This is a genomic window from Streptomyces sp. NBC_01471 (assembly GCF_041438865.1).
Classification (GTDB): domain Bacteria; phylum Actinomycetota; class Actinomycetes; order Streptomycetales; family Streptomycetaceae; genus Streptomyces.
The window spans coordinates 689,410-706,848 of record NZ_CP109450.1; the positions used below are offsets into that span (position 1 = coordinate 689,410).

At 70.8% G+C, this 17,439-nt stretch carries 13 protein-coding genes; 5 read left to right on the forward strand and 8 right to left on the reverse strand.

Features of this window, described 5'->3' with window-relative positions:
• Nucleotides 1–28 precede the first annotated feature (28 nt).
• The 5 genes from OG285_RS02995 to OG285_RS03015 form a co-directional block, all read right to left on the reverse strand.
• Entirely contained in the window at nucleotides 29–2,236 is a 2,208-nt protein-coding gene (locus OG285_RS02995; RefSeq protein WP_371790077.1) for a right-handed parallel beta-helix repeat-containing protein, read from the reverse strand.
• Nucleotides 2,233–3,693: a M1 family metallopeptidase gene (locus OG285_RS03000; protein ID WP_371790078.1), complete on the reverse strand. Its 1,461-nt coding sequence runs from the start codon at nucleotides 3,691–3,693 to the stop codon at nucleotides 2,233–2,235. The genes OG285_RS02995 and OG285_RS03000 overlap by 4 nt, the downstream gene beginning before the upstream one ends.
• Complete coding sequence (locus OG285_RS03005) at nucleotides 3,690–5,363, reverse strand: extracellular solute-binding protein (RefSeq protein WP_371790079.1); 1,674 nt, start codon at nucleotides 5,361–5,363, stop codon at nucleotides 3,690–3,692. Before OG285_RS03005 ends, OG285_RS03000 begins: the two co-directional genes overlap by 4 nt.
• A gap of 53 nt (nucleotides 5,364–5,416) precedes the next feature.
• Nucleotides 5,417–6,277 (reverse strand): carbohydrate ABC transporter permease, encoded by an 861-nt coding sequence (locus OG285_RS03010; protein WP_356831754.1) that lies wholly within the window; start codon nucleotides 6,275–6,277, stop codon nucleotides 5,417–5,419.
• A gap of 85 nt (nucleotides 6,278–6,362) precedes the next feature.
• Nucleotides 6,363–7,364, reverse strand: coding sequence for an ABC transporter permease subunit (locus tag OG285_RS03015; RefSeq protein WP_356831710.1), 1,002 nt, complete (start codon nucleotides 7,362–7,364; stop codon nucleotides 6,363–6,365).
• Between the two features lie 340 nt (nucleotides 7,365–7,704).
• Here OG285_RS03015 and OG285_RS03020 point away from each other — a divergent pair, with 340 nt between their 5' ends.
• The 5 genes from OG285_RS03020 (at nucleotide 7,705) to OG285_RS03040 (ending at nucleotide 15,857) form a co-directional block, all read left to right on the forward strand.
• A complete protein-coding gene (locus OG285_RS03020; protein WP_356831756.1) occupies nucleotides 7,705–8,691 on the forward strand; it encodes a hydroxyacid dehydrogenase in 987 nt (328 codons plus the stop codon).
• 62 nt (nucleotides 8,692–8,753) lie between these two features.
• On the forward strand, nucleotides 8,754–9,848 hold the full coding sequence (locus tag OG285_RS03025) for a LacI family DNA-binding transcriptional regulator (protein WP_356831758.1): 1,095 nt from the start codon (nucleotides 8,754–8,756) through the stop codon (nucleotides 9,846–9,848).
• A 142-nt stretch (nucleotides 9,849–9,990) separates the two neighbouring features.
• A complete protein-coding gene (locus tag OG285_RS03030) occupies nucleotides 9,991–11,412 on the forward strand; it encodes a M60 family metallopeptidase (RefSeq protein ID WP_371790080.1) in 1,422 nt (473 codons plus the stop codon).
• A gap of 37 nt (nucleotides 11,413–11,449) precedes the next feature.
• A complete protein-coding gene (locus tag OG285_RS03035; RefSeq protein WP_371790081.1) occupies nucleotides 11,450–13,915 on the forward strand; it encodes a polysaccharide lyase 8 family protein in 2,466 nt (821 codons plus the stop codon).
• Nucleotides 13,916–13,988: 73 nt separating this feature from the next.
• Complete coding sequence (locus OG285_RS03040) at nucleotides 13,989–15,857, forward strand: DUF2264 domain-containing protein (RefSeq protein WP_371790082.1); 1,869 nt, start codon at nucleotides 13,989–13,991, stop codon at nucleotides 15,855–15,857.
• Between the two features lie 36 nt (nucleotides 15,858–15,893).
• Here the strand turns inward: OG285_RS03040 and OG285_RS03045 are convergent, their stop codons facing one another.
• Genes OG285_RS03045 through OG285_RS03055 form a run of 3 tightly spaced genes read right to left on the reverse strand, consistent with a single transcriptional unit; the run spans nucleotide 15,894 to nucleotide 17,438 of the window.
• Nucleotides 15,894–16,463, reverse strand: coding sequence for a GAF domain-containing protein (locus tag OG285_RS03045; protein WP_356831718.1), 570 nt, complete (start codon nucleotides 16,461–16,463; stop codon nucleotides 15,894–15,896).
• A complete protein-coding gene (locus OG285_RS03050) occupies nucleotides 16,460–17,089 on the reverse strand; it encodes an ATP/GTP-binding protein (RefSeq protein ID WP_356831720.1) in 630 nt (209 codons plus the stop codon). Before OG285_RS03050 ends, OG285_RS03045 begins: the two co-directional genes overlap by 4 nt.
• Complete coding sequence (locus tag OG285_RS03055; RefSeq protein ID WP_356831722.1) at nucleotides 17,067–17,438, reverse strand: DUF742 domain-containing protein; 372 nt, start codon at nucleotides 17,436–17,438, stop codon at nucleotides 17,067–17,069. The genes OG285_RS03050 and OG285_RS03055 overlap by 23 nt, the downstream gene beginning before the upstream one ends.
• Nucleotide 17,439: the final 1 nt, after the last annotated feature.

Here is a 17,439-nt window from a genome sequence, read left to right on the forward strand (position 1 = left end):
AGTCTCGTGGGCTGAGAACTGCGGCAGCCTACGGGTGGACGGCGACCTGGGCGAGACCGACCCGTCCGGTCCCGGTGAGCTGGATCCTCACGTACCGCGTGGCGGTGTTCAGGTCCAGCACGGTGGGCCGCAGCGCCTTGCCTGCGACGTGGACGGTCCGGTGGTCCGTGCGGACGTCGAAGCCGGACGTCGTGGTGGACGCGTCGTTCCAGATCTCGATCTGCCCGACATGGTGCACCGACCCCAGGTCCACCTGCCACCAGGCGCCCTGCTCGGAGAGCGTCCGGGTGTCGGTGGAGGTGTCTCCGTCGACGGCGAGTGCGGCGGCGGCCCCGTTGGTGGACGACTGGGTCGCGGTGCCGGTTCGGGCCAGGTCGGGGCTGAGCTGCTCGACGGGGGCGCGGTGCGCGCCCGCCGCGGCGGCGATCCGCAGTGCGGGGGCGGGGAGCTGTTCCAGGCGGGTGTGGTTGTCGCTCATGGTCGAGCCGGTTCCCGCGATGGGGGGCGTGTCGGTGTCGGTCCAGTTTCCGCGGGCGGTGTTCTGGATTCCGTAATCGGCCCAGTTGGAGACCCACTTGTAGCCGAGCCGGGTCAGGACGTTGTTCTCGACGGTGATGTACGAGGACTGCTCGTCGAGGTAGATGCCGTTGCCGTCGCGCTCGGTGTTGCCGTACGCGGAGCGGTTGATGTAGTTCCCGGAGACCACCGTGCCGGGCTGGGCGCCCTGCGTGTAGATCGCGCCGCCGTCGTGCTGGGCGTCCTTGACCCGCATGACGTTGGTGATGCGGTTGTCCGTGATCCTGTTGTCGCGCAGCACCGACTTCTGCGAGTCGGGCTGGTTCCAGCCCCAGCCGACCGAGATGCCGGAGTAGGGAAGCTGGTCCAGCGAGTTGTGGTCGATCGTGAGTCCGGCTTCGTAACCCGCCCAGACCGCGGCCGCGTCCGTGTACTCGACGGCGGCGCGCGTGACCGTGTTGTGGGCGAACGTGTTGCGCTCACCCGCCAGTCCGGGCGCGGGCATCGGATCGGTGTCGCCGATGTACGCGGCGCCCGACGACAGGTCGGTGAAGTCGGAACGGGTGATCCCGGAGTCCTTGGTACCGGCTTCGAGGATCGCGCCGGCGCCGCCGAGATGGGTGAACGCCGCCCCGTCGACGGTGACATGACGGCCGCCGTGCACGGTGAGCGCGGCCGACGGCTTGGTGTAGTAGCGGCCGGAGTGGTCGACGGGCCCGGTGGCGCCGGTGAGGGTGAGTCCGGCCTGCATGCCGGCGTAGCCCTCGTCGGTGTCAGGCTGGTGGTAGGCGGCGTACGCGAAGCCGATCCCCCGGACGCTGACGTCGTGCGCACCGTCGACCGTCATCAGGTGCTCGGTGGCGGGCGTGACGGCCGTGGCGCGCCGCATGTCCTCGCCCTTGCGCGGCAGGTATGTGACCGTGTGCGTGGCCGAGTCGTGGACGAACTCGCCCGGCTGGTCGAGGAGTTCGGGCGCGTTCTCGAAGAAGGCGACGCCCGGGTAGCGTGTGGAATCGACCGTCGTGGAGTCCCAGGCGGGTCCGGTGCGGTCGGTGCCGCTCGCCGAGTTGGTCCAGCAGGGCTGGGCGAAGGTCATGGTGTCGCCGCTGACCCCGGCGATCCGGCAGTGGTAGTTGCGCCAGCGGACCTTGATGACGGCCTCGGCGTCGGTGGGGCGCTTCCAGTCGGCGATCCCGGTGGCCTTCGCGCCGGTCATCCCGGTCTTCGTGGCGTCGCAGACACTGGCGGCGCAGGCTTCACCGCGGGCGGGGGTGGCCCGGACGCCGTTGACGAAGAGCTGGCGCGGTGTGATGCCATCGGGCACCCGGGCGGTCCAGGCCCCGCCGGAGGTCTTCGTCCAGCCGGTGACGGTGCGGCCGCCGGAGAGGACGGGGCGGGCGCCGGGCGCCGCGGTCCAGGTGGTGCCGGAGTCGGCCGCGGTGAGTTCCAGGGCCGCGCTGCGGGTGTACGTACCACCGGCGAGCTGCACGGTCGCGTGCTGGCCGTGCAGTGTGCGGGCCTTGTCCCGGGCGCCGTCCAGGGAGCAGGGGCGGCTGTGGGTGCAGGACGCTCCGGCGCCGTGCGGGGACGCGTAGAGCGTGTCGGTGTGCGTGGGGCGGGCGGCCTGTGCGAGCGGCGCGGTCGCGAGCAGCGCGGCGACGGCGGCGAGCGCGGTGCCGATCCGCCGGGCGGCCGGGCGGTGGGTGGTGCGGCGGTTCATGCGGCAGCCTTCCAGTCGGGGTGGCCGGGCATCGGCGGATTGGTGGCGCCGAACAGCCAGTCGCGCAGAAAACGGTCCAGGGTGCGGTCGCCGGTGACATCGACGGTGTGCTTGATGAACTTCTCGCTGGTGTAGGTCGAGTCCTTGAAGCGCCGGACCCACTCGCGCATGACCCGGTCGAACGCGCGCTGCCCGATCTGCTGGTTGAGCGCGTACAGGACGAGTGCCCCGCCGTCGTAGATGTTGGCGCCGCCGAGCGCCTTGGGCAGTCCGGGCGGGCCGTCCGCGGCGCGGACCGCGTCCAGCGTCCCGTAGACGGCCTTCATCTTGTCCGCGACGACCGACCAGCCGCGCTCCTCGCTGTACACGGCGGCGTAGTAGGTGGCAGGGCCTTCGTTGAGCCAGGCCTGCTGCCAGTCGTGCGGGGTGACGGAGTCTCCGAACCACTGGTGGGTCAGCTCGTGGACCATGGTGTTCTCGTAGGTCGGGTCGCCGTCGGCGTTGGGCTTGAACCAGTTGGTGCCCATCAGGGTGAGGGTCTGGTTCTCCAGCGCGTCGGTGTAGCCGTCGTAGATGTGGACCCCGTAGGTGGAGAACGGGAACCGCCCGAACTTCGCCTCCAGCCAGGCCAGATGGTCGGCGGTACGCGCGACGATCGGCGCGTACGTGTCCTCCTGGCCCTGCGGCACGATGTGGCGCAGCGGCAGACCGGTGTGGCTGCTGCCGTAGAGATAGGTGCCCTTGACGACCGCGATGCCGAGCAGTTCGGTGGGCATCCGCTCGCGGAGCGCGAAGTGCCAGACGGCCGAGCCGTCGGCGCGCGGGGTCCGGTGCAGCAACTCACCGTTGGCCGCGGCCACATAGCCGTGGGGGGCGCTGATGTGGAAGGCCCAGGTCGCCTTGTTGGACGGGGTGTCGTTGCAGGGCAGGAAGGTGTCGGCGCGGGAGGACTGCACCGCGGACGCGAAGCCGCCCTCGCTGCCGAAGACCCAGCCGTTGAGGCCTAGCCGCCTGGCCTTGCCGTTGCCGTGGTAGCGGATCTCCACGGTGAACGGCCGGCCGTCGTGCAGGGCGTGGGCCGGGGTGACCGTCAGCTCCTGGCCGCTGCTGCCGGCGAGGAGCTCCCAGGGGGCGGCGTGGCCGTCGACGGCGACCGCGTCGATGGTGTGGCCGTCGGTGTCCAGGTTGAAGGCGGACAGGTCCTGGGTGGCCCGCGCCGATATCCGCACGGCCGCGGTGAAGTCGTAGGTCACCGGGGTGAAGTCGAAGGTCAGGTCGTAGTGCGTGACCTGGTAGCCGCCGTTGCCGAGGGTCGGGAAGAGCGGGTCGCCCACACCGCTGGAGCCGGGCTCCGGATCGAAGGAGCGGGCGAGGGCGGGGGTACCGAGGACGGGTACGGCCGCGGCGGCTGCCACCGCCGCGCCGCCGAACTGGAGGACGGTGCGCCGAGTGGTCACTTCTTGCCCTTCTGGACGGCCTCTTCGAACTCGTGGCGGGCCTGTTCGGCGCCCTTCGACAGGTATTCCTTGGTCAGCTGGGAGTAGTACGACATGGGCTTGCGGCCGGAGACGATGTCCTTGAGGCCGTCGAGCTTGAGCGTGTAGAGGCTGCCGTAGCCCTTGGAGTCCCAGGTGGGCGAGGAGACCTTGAGGGTCGGGTCCTGCTCCATGACCGGGATCATCTTCGCGTACGCCTCGTGGACGTACCGCACGCCCTTCTCGGTGTCCGTGCTGAACACGGCCGGGACGGCGGAGGCGAGCATCTTCCAGGGGACGGTGACGTCCTGGCTGCCCTTCTTGGTGAGGATCGGGTTGCCCTTGGCGTCGCGGGTGAAGTCGGTGCCCTCGACGCCGTAGTTCATCAGCGTGTACTCCTCGCTCCCGAAGGGGGACGCGGCGAAGTCGGCGAGGGCCAGAAGCTGCTTGACGCGCTCGGGGGACGCCTTCTTGATGTGCGTGTTCTGGAGCGCGACGTTGTCCATCCAGGCGATGGCCTTGTCGCTGAACGGCGTGATGGGCCGGGGGTCGAACTTCTTGTCGACGGAGGCCATCGCCGCCACGTACCCGGTGCTGGGCGTGTAGTACGACGGCATCCCGTCGTACACGTAGGCGCCCTTGCCGTTCTTGAACATGTCGGTGTACTGGGACTTCTGTGCACCCGACATACCGATCGTGCCCGGGTAGTAGCAGCCCGCCTTGTACAGCTTGCGCGCCGTCTCGATCGCCAGGCGGAACTCGTCGGTCTCCAGGTCCGTCACGAACTTGCCGGTCTTCGGGTCCATCCGCCAGTAGAGGGGCGCCCCCGCCGACATGGCGAGCAGGTTGGTGGCGCTCGCGATGATGGCGTACTGGTCCTTCTTCGGGCGGGTCAGCTCCTTGCAGACCTCGACGAACCTGTCGAGGCTGCTGATCTCGTCCAGGCTGGAGATCCCGACCTCGGCGAACAGGTCGTGCCGGTAGAAGCCCGCACCGCCGGTACCCATCCGGGAGATCGGGATGCCGAAGAGCTTCCCGCCGAAGATGCCGCCCTGCCAGGCCGGCTGCGGGATGGCCGCCAGGTTGGGGTAGTCCTTGACCTTCTCACCGGCCAGGAACGGCGTCAGGTCGGCGCACTTGGCCGCCAGGAAAGCGGCTTTGTTGTCGACACCGCCGGTCTCCGGGTACATGAAGATGTCCGGCAGGGTGTCGCTGGCGACCATGGTGGTGAATTTGGTCGAGTAGTCGTCGGTCGGGACCGCGGTGATGTCGACCTTCCCGCCGAGCAGCTTCTCGATCGCCTGCCAGGCCGCGTTCTTGCCGCGCGCGGGCGGCGGCGGGGAGAAGGTCTCCATCGCCGCGGACACCGGCTTCGCGCCCTTGAGGATCTGCCCCTTGGTGGCGCGCGGCGTGCTGGCCGGGTACCTGTAGAACGCCTGCGGCACACCCGCCGCCGTGCCCGGCAGGTCGGGCTTGAGGCCGATGTTGCGCACCGCGGTGGCCGGGAGCAGGCTCGCGCTCTTGGTCTCGGCCTTGGCCGCGGTACCGCCGTCGCCGCACGCGGCGAGCAGCGGGGTCGCGGCGAGGCCGAGGCCGAGGCCCGCGCCCATCCGGAAGAGGGCTCTGCGGTTGATCGGGGTGGAGCTCGGCACGGACATCTCCTTGAGAGAAGGGAGGGAAGGCCGGGGGGTGGCGGAGGCGGGACTCAGCCCTTGATGGCGCCGGTGAGCACGCCCTTGGTGAAGTAGCGCTGGACGAACGGGTAGACGAGCAGGATCGGTACGACGGCGACCACCAGGACGCCCATCTGAACGGCCTCCTGCGGGGCGACGCTCTCGCCCGCCGCGGCGCCGCTGAGGCTCTGGCCCTGCAGGACGAAGGTGCGCAGCACCATCGGCAGCGGCCACTTGTCCGAGTCCTGGAGGTAGAGCAGCGAGTTGAAGAAGGCGTTCCAGTACGCGACGGCGTAGAAGAGGCCGACGACCGCGATGACCGCCTTGGAGAGCGGCAGGACGACCTGGAGCAGGATGCGGAAGTCCCCGGCGCCGTCGACGCGCGCCGCGTCGTACAGCTCCTCGGGCAGGTTCATGAAGAAGGCGCGCAGCACGACCAGGTTGAAGGCGCTCATCAGGGTGGGGATGACGAGAGCGGCGTAGGTGTTGTACAGGCCGAGCTGGTTGACCAGCAGGAAGTTCGGGATGATGCCGGCGTTGAAGAGCATGGTGAACAGGGCCGTCATCAGGATGAAGCGGGAGCCCGTGACACTGCGGCGGGAGAGCCCGTACGCCATGCCGATGGTGGCCAGCAGGCTGGCCGCGGTGCCGAAGACCGTGATGCCCACACTCACCAGGAGCGCCCGGCTCACGACGCCGCCCGTGAAGATGGTGCGGTACGCGTCGAGCGTCGGGTGGTCGGGCCACAGGACCAGGCCGGTGGACTTGATGATGTCGGTCTGCGAGGCGAAGCTCGTGCCGATGACACCGAGCAGCGGGTAGGCCACGGCGACCACGACGAGGACCAGGACGATGCCCTTGCCGGTCAGACCGAGACGGGTCGGTCGTTCCATCCACGGCGGGCGGCCGTCCGAGGGCCTGATCACGGGCGCCGCCGCCAGGGGCGCCGCGGTGACGGGGGCTTTCGCCGGTGACTTCTCAGCTGTCCGCACCGCGGTACACCCCTTCATGGCCGAGACGGTGGGCGAACTTGTTCGCGCCCAGGACGAGGACGGTTCCCACGACTGCCTTCACCAGGCCGACAGCCGCCGAGATGCCCCACTGGTTGTCCTTGATGCCGTGGTAGTAGACGTAGGTGTCGAGCACTTCACCGGAGCCGGGGCCGACCGCGTCGCGCTGGAGCAGGATCTGCTCGAAGCCGACGGAGAGGATCTGGCCGAGGTTGAGGATCAGCAGCAGGATGATCACCGGGGCGATGCCGGGCAGCGTGACGTGCCACAGCCGGCGCCAGCGGTTCGCGCCGTCGATGGCCGCCGCCTCGTACTGCTGCTTGTCGATGCCCAGCAGCGCGGCGAGGATGATGATGGTCCCCCAGCCCGCGTCCTTCCAGATGGACTGGAGGGCGATCAGCCAGGGGAAGGCGTTCGGGTCGCTCATCATGTCGTAGCGGGGCAGCCCCAGGTCCCCGAGGAGGTCGGGCAGCAGCCCGGCGCCGCCCAGGACCTGCTGGAAGATCGAGACGATGATGACCCAGCCGATGAAGTGCGGCAGATAGACCACGCTCTGGATGAACCGGCGGAGCTTGTCGCTGACGATGCTGTTGAGCAGCAGGGCGAGCGCGATCGGCACCGGGAAGAAGAAGATCAGCTGCACGAAGGCGATCTCCACCGTGTTCACGGTCGCCGACCAGAAGGCCGGGTCGCCGAAGGCGCTGGAGAAGTTGGCGAAGCCCGTCCACGCGCTGTGCATGTATCCGAGGTACGGCTGGTAGTCCTGAAAGGCGACCATGTAGCCGAGCAGCGGAATGTAGTGGAACACCACGAAGTACAGCAGTCCGGGCAGGGTCAGCAGCAGCATCACCTTGTCGCGCTTGATCCGCTGCCACAGGGACAGCCGGTGCTGGGCGACGGGGGGTGGGGATGGCGCTTTGGACTTCCCGCGCCGCTTGTCCAGCGGCATCGGAGGTGCTGTTTCAGCCATGGTGCAGTCCTGTTCGGCTGGGGTGGCGCAGAGCGAGCCTTCTGCCGCCGCAACGTAGTAAGCGGTTAACCCCATCGTCAAGAGATCGGCAGAAACGTCTGCGTTACGCGATGTTTCTGCCAGAGGGATCGCCCGGAAAGGTCACCAAATAGCGGCGCAAATAGGGCAGATGGCCGCGCGGATCGCTTGACGTTTGACGTCTGGGCTCCCTACCGTGCCGCCCATCAATAGAACGCGTTTACTGTCCGGAGGCAGGGTGCGAACCACCGACGAGGCACCGGCCCAGACCGGTACGGACGAGCCGGACCCGCCCCCGCGGCGCCCCCGGACCGTACTGGCCATGGACCCCGGACTGATCGACGACATCTTCCCGCCACGGGTGCGCTCCCGTCTTGAGGAGTCGGCCGATCTCCATCCGCCCTACGTCATCAGGGAGTTCGGCTCTCCCGATGCCGTCGCCGCGCTGGCCGGCGCCGAGGTGCTGCTCACCGGCTGGGGCTGCCCGCCCATCGACGCGGGACTGCTGGAGCGGGCACCGAGGCTGCGGGCCGTCATCCACGCGGCGGGCACCGTCAAGACGTTCCTCGCCCCCGAGGCGTACGAACGCGGGATCGCCGTGTCGTCGGCGGCCGACGCCAACGCGGTGCCGGTCGCGGAATTCACCCTGGCGGCCATCATCATGGGTGCCAAGCGCGCCTTCCCGTTCGCCCAGCTCTTCCGTGAGCGCCGCACCCACCGCACCGCCGCCGACCTCGACCGGCAGCACTGGATCGGTACGCACGGCCTGACCATCGGCGTCATCGGCGCCTCCCGGATCGGCCGACGGGTGATCGAACTGCTCCGGGTGCTCGACGCCGACGTCCTGCTGTACGACCCCTATGTCAGCTCCGCCGAGGCCGGGTTGCTGGGGGCCGTCTCCACCGATCTCGACACCCTGATGGCCACCAGTGACGTGGTGACCGTGCACGCGCCGGACACACCCGTGACCCGGCACCTCCTCGACGCCCGGCGGATCGGACTGATGCGCCCCGGCACCCTGCTGGTCAACACGGCACGCGGGCGCCTGGTCGACACCGAGGCGCTCACCGGGCACCTGGTCAGCGGGCGGCTCGACGCCGTACTCGATGTGACCGACCCCGAGCCGCTTCCCCCGGGGCACCCGCTGTGGGACCTGCCGAACGTGTTCATCACCCCGCACATGGCGGGCGCCCAGGGCAACGAGGTCGGCAGGCTCGGGGCGCTCGCCGTGGACGAACTGTGCCGCTACGCCGGCGGGCTGCCCTTCAATCACCCCGTCCACCTGGCCGACTTGGAGCGGATCGCATGAACGGCCCCGCCCCGCAGGCCATAAGCTCAGCGGCACAGGACGACAACCAGGGGGTGGGACGGATGCGCCGCCAGACCTCGGCAGCCGACAGCCGACGACGCGCGACCGTCACGGACGTGGCACGGCTGGCGGGGGTGTCGACCGCGACCGTCTCCCGCGTGCTCAACCGCAACTACCCGGTGGCCACGGCGACCCGGGAGCGGGTCGAGGAGGCGATGCGCGAGCTGGGCTATGTCGTCAACGCGCACGCCCGCGCGCTGGCCGGGGTGTCGGGGCGCACGGTCGGCATCATCGTCAACGAGCTGATCGACCCGTTCTACGCCTACATCGCCCGCGGTGTGGAGCGGGAGGCGAGCCTCGGCGGACGGCTCTGCCTGGTCTGCTGCACCCAGGGCGACCCCAAGCGGGAGCTGGCCTTCATCGAGCTGATGCACGAGCGGCGCGCCGACGCCGTGGTCGTCGTCGGCGGCAGCGTCGCCAATCGCGCGCACTCCGCCGAACTGGGCCGCCGGGCCCGCGACCTGGAGTCCGGCGGATCGAAGCTGGTCCTGTGCGGGCGGCCGTCGCTCGGCGAGGAGGCGCGCGGCGCGGCCGTCGAGTACGACAACGAGGGCGGCGCCTTCGCCATCACCGACCATCTGCTGACGCAGGGCCACGAGCGGATCCTCTACCTCGGCGGCCCACCGGACCTCTCGACCACTCGCGACCGGCTCGCCGGGCACCGCCGCGCGCTGGAGCGGCGCGGTGTGTCCCGCGATCCAGCACTGGAGCAGCTCGGGTCGTTCAGCCGTGCCTTCGGACGCCGCAGGCTGTCCGAACTCCTGCGCGAGGGGCCGGACTTCACTGCGGTCTTCGCGGCGAACGACAACGTCGCCGCGGGGGCGGCCCAGGCCCTGGAGGAAGCCGGCGTCCGGGTGCCGCAGGACATGTCACTCGCGGGGTACGACGACATTCCGGTGGCACAGGAGCTGCGGCCCCGGCTGACGACCGTCCACATCCCGCTGGAGGAGATGGGGCGCCAGGCCGTACGGCTCGCGGTGCCCGGGGGTGACGAGGACGAGTGGCGGGAGCCGGCCACCGGGACCGTGCGGCTCGGTACCCATCTCGTCGTACGCGACTCGGTGGCTCCGCCGCCGGCCCGCGGCCGCCGGGCGTGACCGCTTGCTTACGGCCTGTCCGCAGTTGGCCATAGTAAAAGACAGTAACTTCCCCGATCCTCTTGCGGGTTGATAGCAACCGCTTACATGCTGACGCGCAGTTCGTACGCCACTCCACCACCTCTGCCCCCTGGGAGTCCGGATGCGCCCTGCCCACCTGCCCCTCACCGCCTCCTCGGTCAGCCGCCGCTCCGCGCTCGCCGCGCTGGCGGGCGCCGGAGCCGTCACGCTGCTGGGCTCCGGAAGCGCTGCGGCGGACGGCCGTTCCCGCACGGCCCATGCCTCCCCCGCATCCCACGCCGCTCGGGAGGGCAGCAGCACGCTGCTGATCGAGGCGTTCCCCGGCGCGGAGACCGAGCGGCTGCGGCTCGACCGGTCCCTGCGCGCCAGCGAGTTCATCCCCACCGGCCGCTATGCCGCCCCCGGCGCTCAGGTCACGGTGCGGATCCGTGCGGGGCACGGGGCGCTGCCCGTCCTGCACATCGGCACCTTCGACGACTACAACACGAACCCCGACCTGAAGGCCCCCCGGGTGTTCCCGCTGCGGGCCGGGCTCAACACCGTCTCCGACGTGTACGGCGGCCCGCTGTATCTGAGCTTCGCCGGCCACGGCCGGCGGGCGGCCGTCACCTTCGTCTCCGGTACCGCGCGGATGGCCGGTTTCGAGCTGGGGCGCACCTCCGAGGCGGACTTCCAGCGGCAGCTGGACAGCATCACCGATGTGCCCTGGGTGGAGCTCACCACCGGGCACACCATCCTGACGCTGACCCGCGAGGGCGCACTGCTCTACCGCGGTGAGGACCACGCGGCGCTGCTGCGGCTCTTCGACACCATCATCGACTCGCACAACAGAATCAGCGGCCTGGACGGCTCCACGCCGCTGAACCGGCCCAAGGCGGGCCGCTACCACTTCAACGAGGTGAGCATCGTCCCCAAGGGGGTCGGCGCCTACGCCTGGCACGGCTTCAACGGCTTCCCCCGCGCCTACATGGACCGCCTGTGCACGGTCCAGGGGCTGCGCACCCGGGGCTGGGGGCTCTACCACGAGCTGGGCCACCTCAATCAGCAGGCCGCCTACCAGGCGGGCGGGCTCACCGAGGTCACCGTCAACATCTACTCGCTGGCCGCCCAGCGCACCCTGGGCCAGCCGTCCAACCTGCTCACCAGGGACGCGACGACCGGGCTCAACTGGTTCCAGTCGGCGGCGCCCAAGGTCGGCACGCCCGGCATCGCGTACGAGACGACGTTCGGCCCGTACGAGCAGCTCGTCCCACTGCGCCAGCTGGAACTGGCCTTCGGCGACGACTTCTGGCCGAGGCTGCACCAGCTGGTCCGCACCGAGCACCAGCACGACGCGCCGGTCGAGGACTACGACCACGACCCGGCCGTGGAAGCCAGGCAGTACCGGGCGCTCGCCACCTACGCCAGCCGGGTGTCGGGATACGACCTGACGGACTTCTTCGTACGGAAGTGGGCCTTCCCCGTCGATGCCGCCGGGGTCGCCGAGATCGCCGCGCTGCGGCTGCCCCGTCCGCCCGTCGACCCCAGCTCGCTGAGCGACTGACGCCGTGCGTCCGACTCCGGAACCGAAGGGAACCGCCATGGACCAGTCCCATTCCGCCCTCAGCAGGAGAACGCTCCTGGCAGCCGGGGCCGCATCGGTCGCCGTCCCGGTCGTCACGGGGGCCGTGGGCGCGGGTACGGCGCGAGCCGCCGAACGCACCGCCCAGGCCTCCGGTGATGCCCGGACGACCGACGCGGCCGACCCGGCCGACGCCTACGAGACGGCGCTGTCCCGTGCCGAACAGCTCATCACCGGGGGTGCGTTCGACTCTTCCGACCCCGACTTCGCCGCCGCGCTGGCCACGCTGGACGCCTCTGCGGCCGACTTCTGGAAGCGGCTGGACCGCACTGCCGCACGCACCGCGCTCTGGCCGGACTACGTCCCGGTGACCGACCCGGGGATGTTCAGCCAGAGCTACACCCGGCTGCGTACCCTCGCCACCGCCTGGGCCACCTCCGGTGCGGCGCTGAGCGGGAGCGACGAGGTGGCGGACGCGCTGGTGTCCGCGCTGCGCTTCCTGCACGACACGGCGTACAACCCCGGCAAGCGCGAAAGCGGCAACTGGTGGTTCTGGGAGATCGGAGCGCCGCGCGCCCTGCTGGACTGCTGTGTGCTCCTCAGGACGCGGATCCCCGCCGCCGACCTGGCGGCCCACCTGGCGAGCGTCGAGAAGTTCGCCCCGAATCCGGACCGCCGCACCAACTCCCCGACTCTGGCCGAGACCGGCGCCAACCGGGCGGACAAGTCCGTGATCGTCGCGCTGCACGGGCTGCTCGCCCAGGACTCGGCGAAGGTCGCGCTGGCCCGCGACGGGCTCTCCGACGTACGCGACAAGGGGCTCAACAGCCTCTTCCAGACGGTCACTTCGGGCGACGGCTTCTACGCGGACGGCTCGTTCGTCCAGCACGACGCCGTCGCGTACACCGGTTCGTACGGAGCGGTGCTGCTCGCCGGGGCCGCGTACATGAGCGCGCTGCTCGCCGGCTCGCCCTGGGCGGTCAGCGATCCGCAGATCTCCGTGATGTACGAGGCGGTCACGGGGACCTTCTCGCCGGTGATCTTCGACGGGCTGATGATGGACGCGGTGCGCGGGCGGGCGATCTCGCGCGAGCGGGCCGCCGACCACACCGACGGCGCGGCCGCCGTATCGGCGGTTCTGCTGCTGGCGAGCGCCGCGCCCGCCTCCGTCGCCGACGGCTGGCGGGCCACGGTCAAGGGCTGGATCGAGCGCAACCGGACCGACCCGTACCTCGGCCTTGTCGGAATACCGCAGGTCGCGCTCGCCAAGGAGCTGCTCGCGGACCGGAGCGTCGTCGCGGCGGACCGGGTGACGGGTCACCATGTCTTCGCGGACATGGACCGGGTGGTGCACCGGCGGCCGGCCTGGTCCCTGGCGCTCTCCCTCTCGTCGAAGCGCATCGCCGCCTATGAGGGGGGCAACGGCGAGAACCTGCACGGCTGGTACACCGGTGACGGCATGGCGTACCTCTACACCGGCGACGACCTCGGGCAGTTCGGCGACGGCTTCTGGCCGACCGTCGACCCCTACCGGCTGCCCGGCACCACCGTGGACACCCGGCGGCGCGCGGACATCACGACCGGCTCGGGTACCGGGACCTATCTGCCGGGTAACAGCATCGCGGGCGGCGCGGTCCTCGGCGGACGGTACGGAGCGGCCGCCATGGAACTGGCGGCGCAGGGCAGCACGCTGCGCGCCCGCAAGTCGTGGTTCCTCGTCGACAACGCGGTGATCGCGCTCGGCTCCGGCATCACCGCGAGCGACGGCCGCACGGTCGAGACCGTCGTGGAGAACCGCAATCTGCACACGTCCGGCGACCGGCGGCTCACCGTCGACGGTGCGCGCCAGCCGTCGGACCAGGGCTGGAGCAGGACGTTCCACGGCGCCCGCTGGGCCCATCTGGACGGTGTGGGCGGCTATGTGTTCCCGTCGCCGGGCACCCCGCTTCACGCGCTGCGCGAGGAGCGCACCGGTCGCTGGAGCGATCTGGACACCGGAGCGGACACCGCCGGTTCCACCACCCCGGTCACCCGCCCGTACGCGACGCTCTGGCTCGACCACGGGGTCTCCCCCACCGACGCCTCGTACGCTTACGTCCTGCTGCCCGGTGCGTCCCCGGCCGCCACCGCGGTCCAGGCGCACACCCGGCCGGTGCGGATCGTGGCGAACAACGCCACCGTGCACCTGATCGAGGTGGCCAGGACCGGGCTGACCGCGGCCACCTTCTGGCAGGCGGGTACCGCCTCCGGTCTCACCTCCAGCGGCCCGGCGTCGGTCCTGCTGCGCAGGCACGGCGGCGGCTTCTCGGTCGCCGTCGCCGACCCCGGACACGACCAGCTCACGCTGAAGCTGGAACTGCCCTTCCGCGTGCGGGAGGTGGTCCGCGCCGACGACACGGTGATCGTCAACACCGGGCGCCGCCCGGTGCTGACGATCACGGTGGCCGGTTCGCGCGGTCATACGCACACCGCCGAACTCCGCTGACGCCCCGCCCTCCAGGGGCCGGCGGGCCCGCAGCCCGCCGGCCCCCTTCCCACAGCTCAGGAGCAGTACCCGGATGACCCCGCCCTTCCTCCACCTCCCTCCGACCGACCGGCTCCTCTCCTCGCGCACCGGGTGGACCCGCGCCCACTGGGAGACGCTCGCCGACCGTCTCCTCGACGCGCTCGTGCCGTACGCGACCCCCGGTTTCGCGCAGTACCGGCTGCCGGGGCGCGGCAGTTGGTCGGGGGTGGTGTCGGACGGTCTCGAAGGGTTCGCGCGCTCCTTCCTGCTGGCCGCGTTCCGTATCGCGGGGGCGGGCGACGGAGCGGATCCGCGTCTCGTGGAGCGCTACGCGCAGGGCCTGGCCACCGGCACCGATCCGGCGTCGCGCGAGGCCTGGCCGAGGCTCACCGAGTGCTCCCAGCAGATGGTGGAGGCCGCGTCGGTCGCAGTAGCGCTGCACGAGACCCGCCCCTGGATCTGGGACAGGCTCGACACCCGGGTCCAGGAGCGGGTCGTCGACTGGTTCTCCGGCTTCGTGTCCAGCCGCACCTGGGACAACAACTGGCGGCTCTTCCAGGTGGTGTCCGAGCAGTTCCTCGCCTCGGTCGGCGCCCCGTACAGCCAGTCCGACATCGACGGCGGGCTCGACCGGATCGAGGACTGGTACGTCGGCGACGGCTGGTACACCGACGGCGACGGGCAGAACTTCGACTACTACATCGGCTGGGCGCTCCATCTGTACCCGCTGCTCTGGTCCCGGATCGCCGGTGCGGATCCGGAGACCGGGCGCACCAAGGTCTACCGTGAGCGGCTCGGCCAGTTCCTGGACGGCTACCAGCACTTCTTCGGCACGGACGGTGCACCCGTGCACCAGGGCCGCTCCCTCACCTACCGGTACGCGGCGCTCGCCCCGGTCTGGATGGGCGCGCTGGCCGACTGCACCCCGCTCTCCCCCGGCCGTACCCGGCGCCTCGCGTCGGGCACCATGCGGCACTTCGCGGAGCGCGGGGTGCCCGACGAGCGGGGGCTGCTCACGCTGGGCTGGTACGACACGTTCCTGCCCACCACCCAGCCGTACTCGGGGCCCGCCTCGCCCTACTGGGCGTCCAAGGGTTTCCTGGGGCTGCTGCTGCCGGCCGACCACCCCACCTGGACGGCGCATGAACAGGCCCTGCCCCTTGAGGAGTCGGACCAGTACACGGCGCTGCCCGCACCCGGCTGGCTGCTGCACGGGACCCGGCACGACGGCATCGTGCGGCTCGTCAACCACGGGAGCGACCACAACCCGCCGCAGGGCGATGCGGAGGACGACCCGCACTACGCCACGTTCGGCTACTCCACGGCGACCGCGCCCGAGTCGGCGCCGCACGCACGGGAGCGGGCCGTGGACAACCATCTCGCGGTGATCGGCCCGGACGGCGTGCCGTCACGGCGGCGGCGCGTCAACCGGCTGGCCTGCGAGGGGCGGACCGCGTCCTCCTGGTACGAGGACGCGGGGGTCCGGGTCGAGACAACCAGTGTGCTGCACGGGCCCTGGGAGATCCGGGTGCACCGGGTGGACGCCGCACAGGGCGTGACCGTACGCGAGGGCGGCCATCCGGTGGCCCATCAGGAACGCCCGTGGTCCGATGAGGGCGCCGGATGGGCGCTGACCCGGACGGCGGACGGCCTGACCAGTGCACTCGTGGGGCTGTACGGCTGGGACCTGGCGGAGGCGGCGGTCGCGCGCGACGTGCAGGCCAACGCGTACGGCCCGCACTCCGCGACGCCGTGTCTGAGCCGCGCCGGGCACCCCGGCGGCCGGAGCGTGCACGTGAGCCTGGTCGCCCTCTCGCGGGACACGGTGCACCCCGGGGCGCTCCAGGAGTCGGTCTCGGTGGCGGTCACGGACGGCTCGGTCGAGGTGGTGTTTCCGGACGGCACGGCCGTGACCGCCTGACCGGGGCCGTCCCACCCCTCGACCGCGGCCGCGCCGTCAGATCCCGCCGTCCTCCCGGTGGTGAATCTGTGCGACCAGCTCGGCCGCCGCCGCTTTGATGGTCTCCAGACCGGCGAGCCCCCACTGCCTCGGCACGGTGTCCACGACGCACACCGCACCGAGGGCGGTGTCCGTACGGTCGATCAGGGGCGCGCCCAGATACGAACGGATGCCGATCTCGTCCACCACCGGATTCCCGGCGAACCTCGGGTAGTCGCAGACGTCCTCCAGGACGAGCGCCTTGCGGCGGGCCACCACGTGCGGGCAGTAGCCGTGGTCGCGGGCCATGACACGGTTGATCCCACAGGCCGCGGCCACCGCGCTCAGATCGCTGCCCGAGTGCGTCCCGGCCGGGGTGTGCAGTCCGGCGAAGAACTGCCGGTTCTCGTCGATGAAGTTGACCAGGGAGTACGGCGCCCCGGTCGCCTCGGCGAGCCGCCGGGCGAACTCGTCGAAGACCGGGTCGGGGTGCTGCCCCAGGCCGAGTCTGCGCAGCCGCCGGCCCCGGACGGCCGCGTCCCGGTCGACGGGGGTCAGCAGGAGCCGCCCTGTCGGGTCGTACATCATGGGTGGACTCCCTGGGAGGTGACCGGATCCGGCGCCGGGCCCGTTGCCGGACCGGCCTCCGGTGCGGTGTCGAGCAGATGGCCTACGAGAGTGACCAGGGTGCGGATGCCCGAACTGGCGATACGGGCGTCGCACAGCACCACGGGGATGTCCGCCCGGAGGTCGAGCGCCGCCCTGACCTCGTCCTCCCCGTAGCGGAACGCGCCGTCGAACTCATTGACGGCGATGACGAATCCGATGCCCCGCTGCTCGAAGAAGTCGATCGCACCGAAGCAATCGGCGAGGCGGCGGGTGTCGGCGAGCACCACGGCGCCGAGCGCGCCCGCGGAGAGTTCGTCCCACAGGAACCAGAAGCGCTCCTGGCCGGGTGTGCCGAAGAGGTAGAGCACATGCTGCGGGTCGAGGGTGATCCGGCCGAAGTCCATGGCGACGGTGGTCGTGGATTTGGACTCGACGCCTTCCAGGCTGTCCGTCTGCTCACCGGCCTGGGTGAGCATCTCCTCCGTGCTCAGCGGTGAGATCTCGCTGACCGCTCCCACGAAGGTCGTCTTGCCGACCCCGAAACCGCCTGCGACCAGGATCTTCAGCGCGGTGGGGAAGAGATCAGAGCCGTCGTCGTAGGCCATCGAGCACTGCCTCCAGCAAGGAAAGGTCGGTGGGGTCTTCGTCGGGGCGGGGCGCCCGCGTGGTGACCGCCCCGCTGTCCATCAGGTCCGAGAGCAGCACTTTGGCGATGACGACGGGCAGCCGCAGATGGGCCGCGATCTCCGCCACCGAAGTGGGCCGCTCGCTCAGCCCGAGTGTCTGCGCGTGTTCGGGCCCGAGGTGGGCCGGGAGCGGCAGCCCGGTCGCCATGACCTGGGAGAGCAGGTCCAGGTGCGCTGTGGGGCGGGTGCGGCCGTTGCTCACGGCGTACGGACGGATCAGCCGGCCGGCCGCCTCGTCCAGCCAGGGGCTGTCCTGCTGGAACGGCACG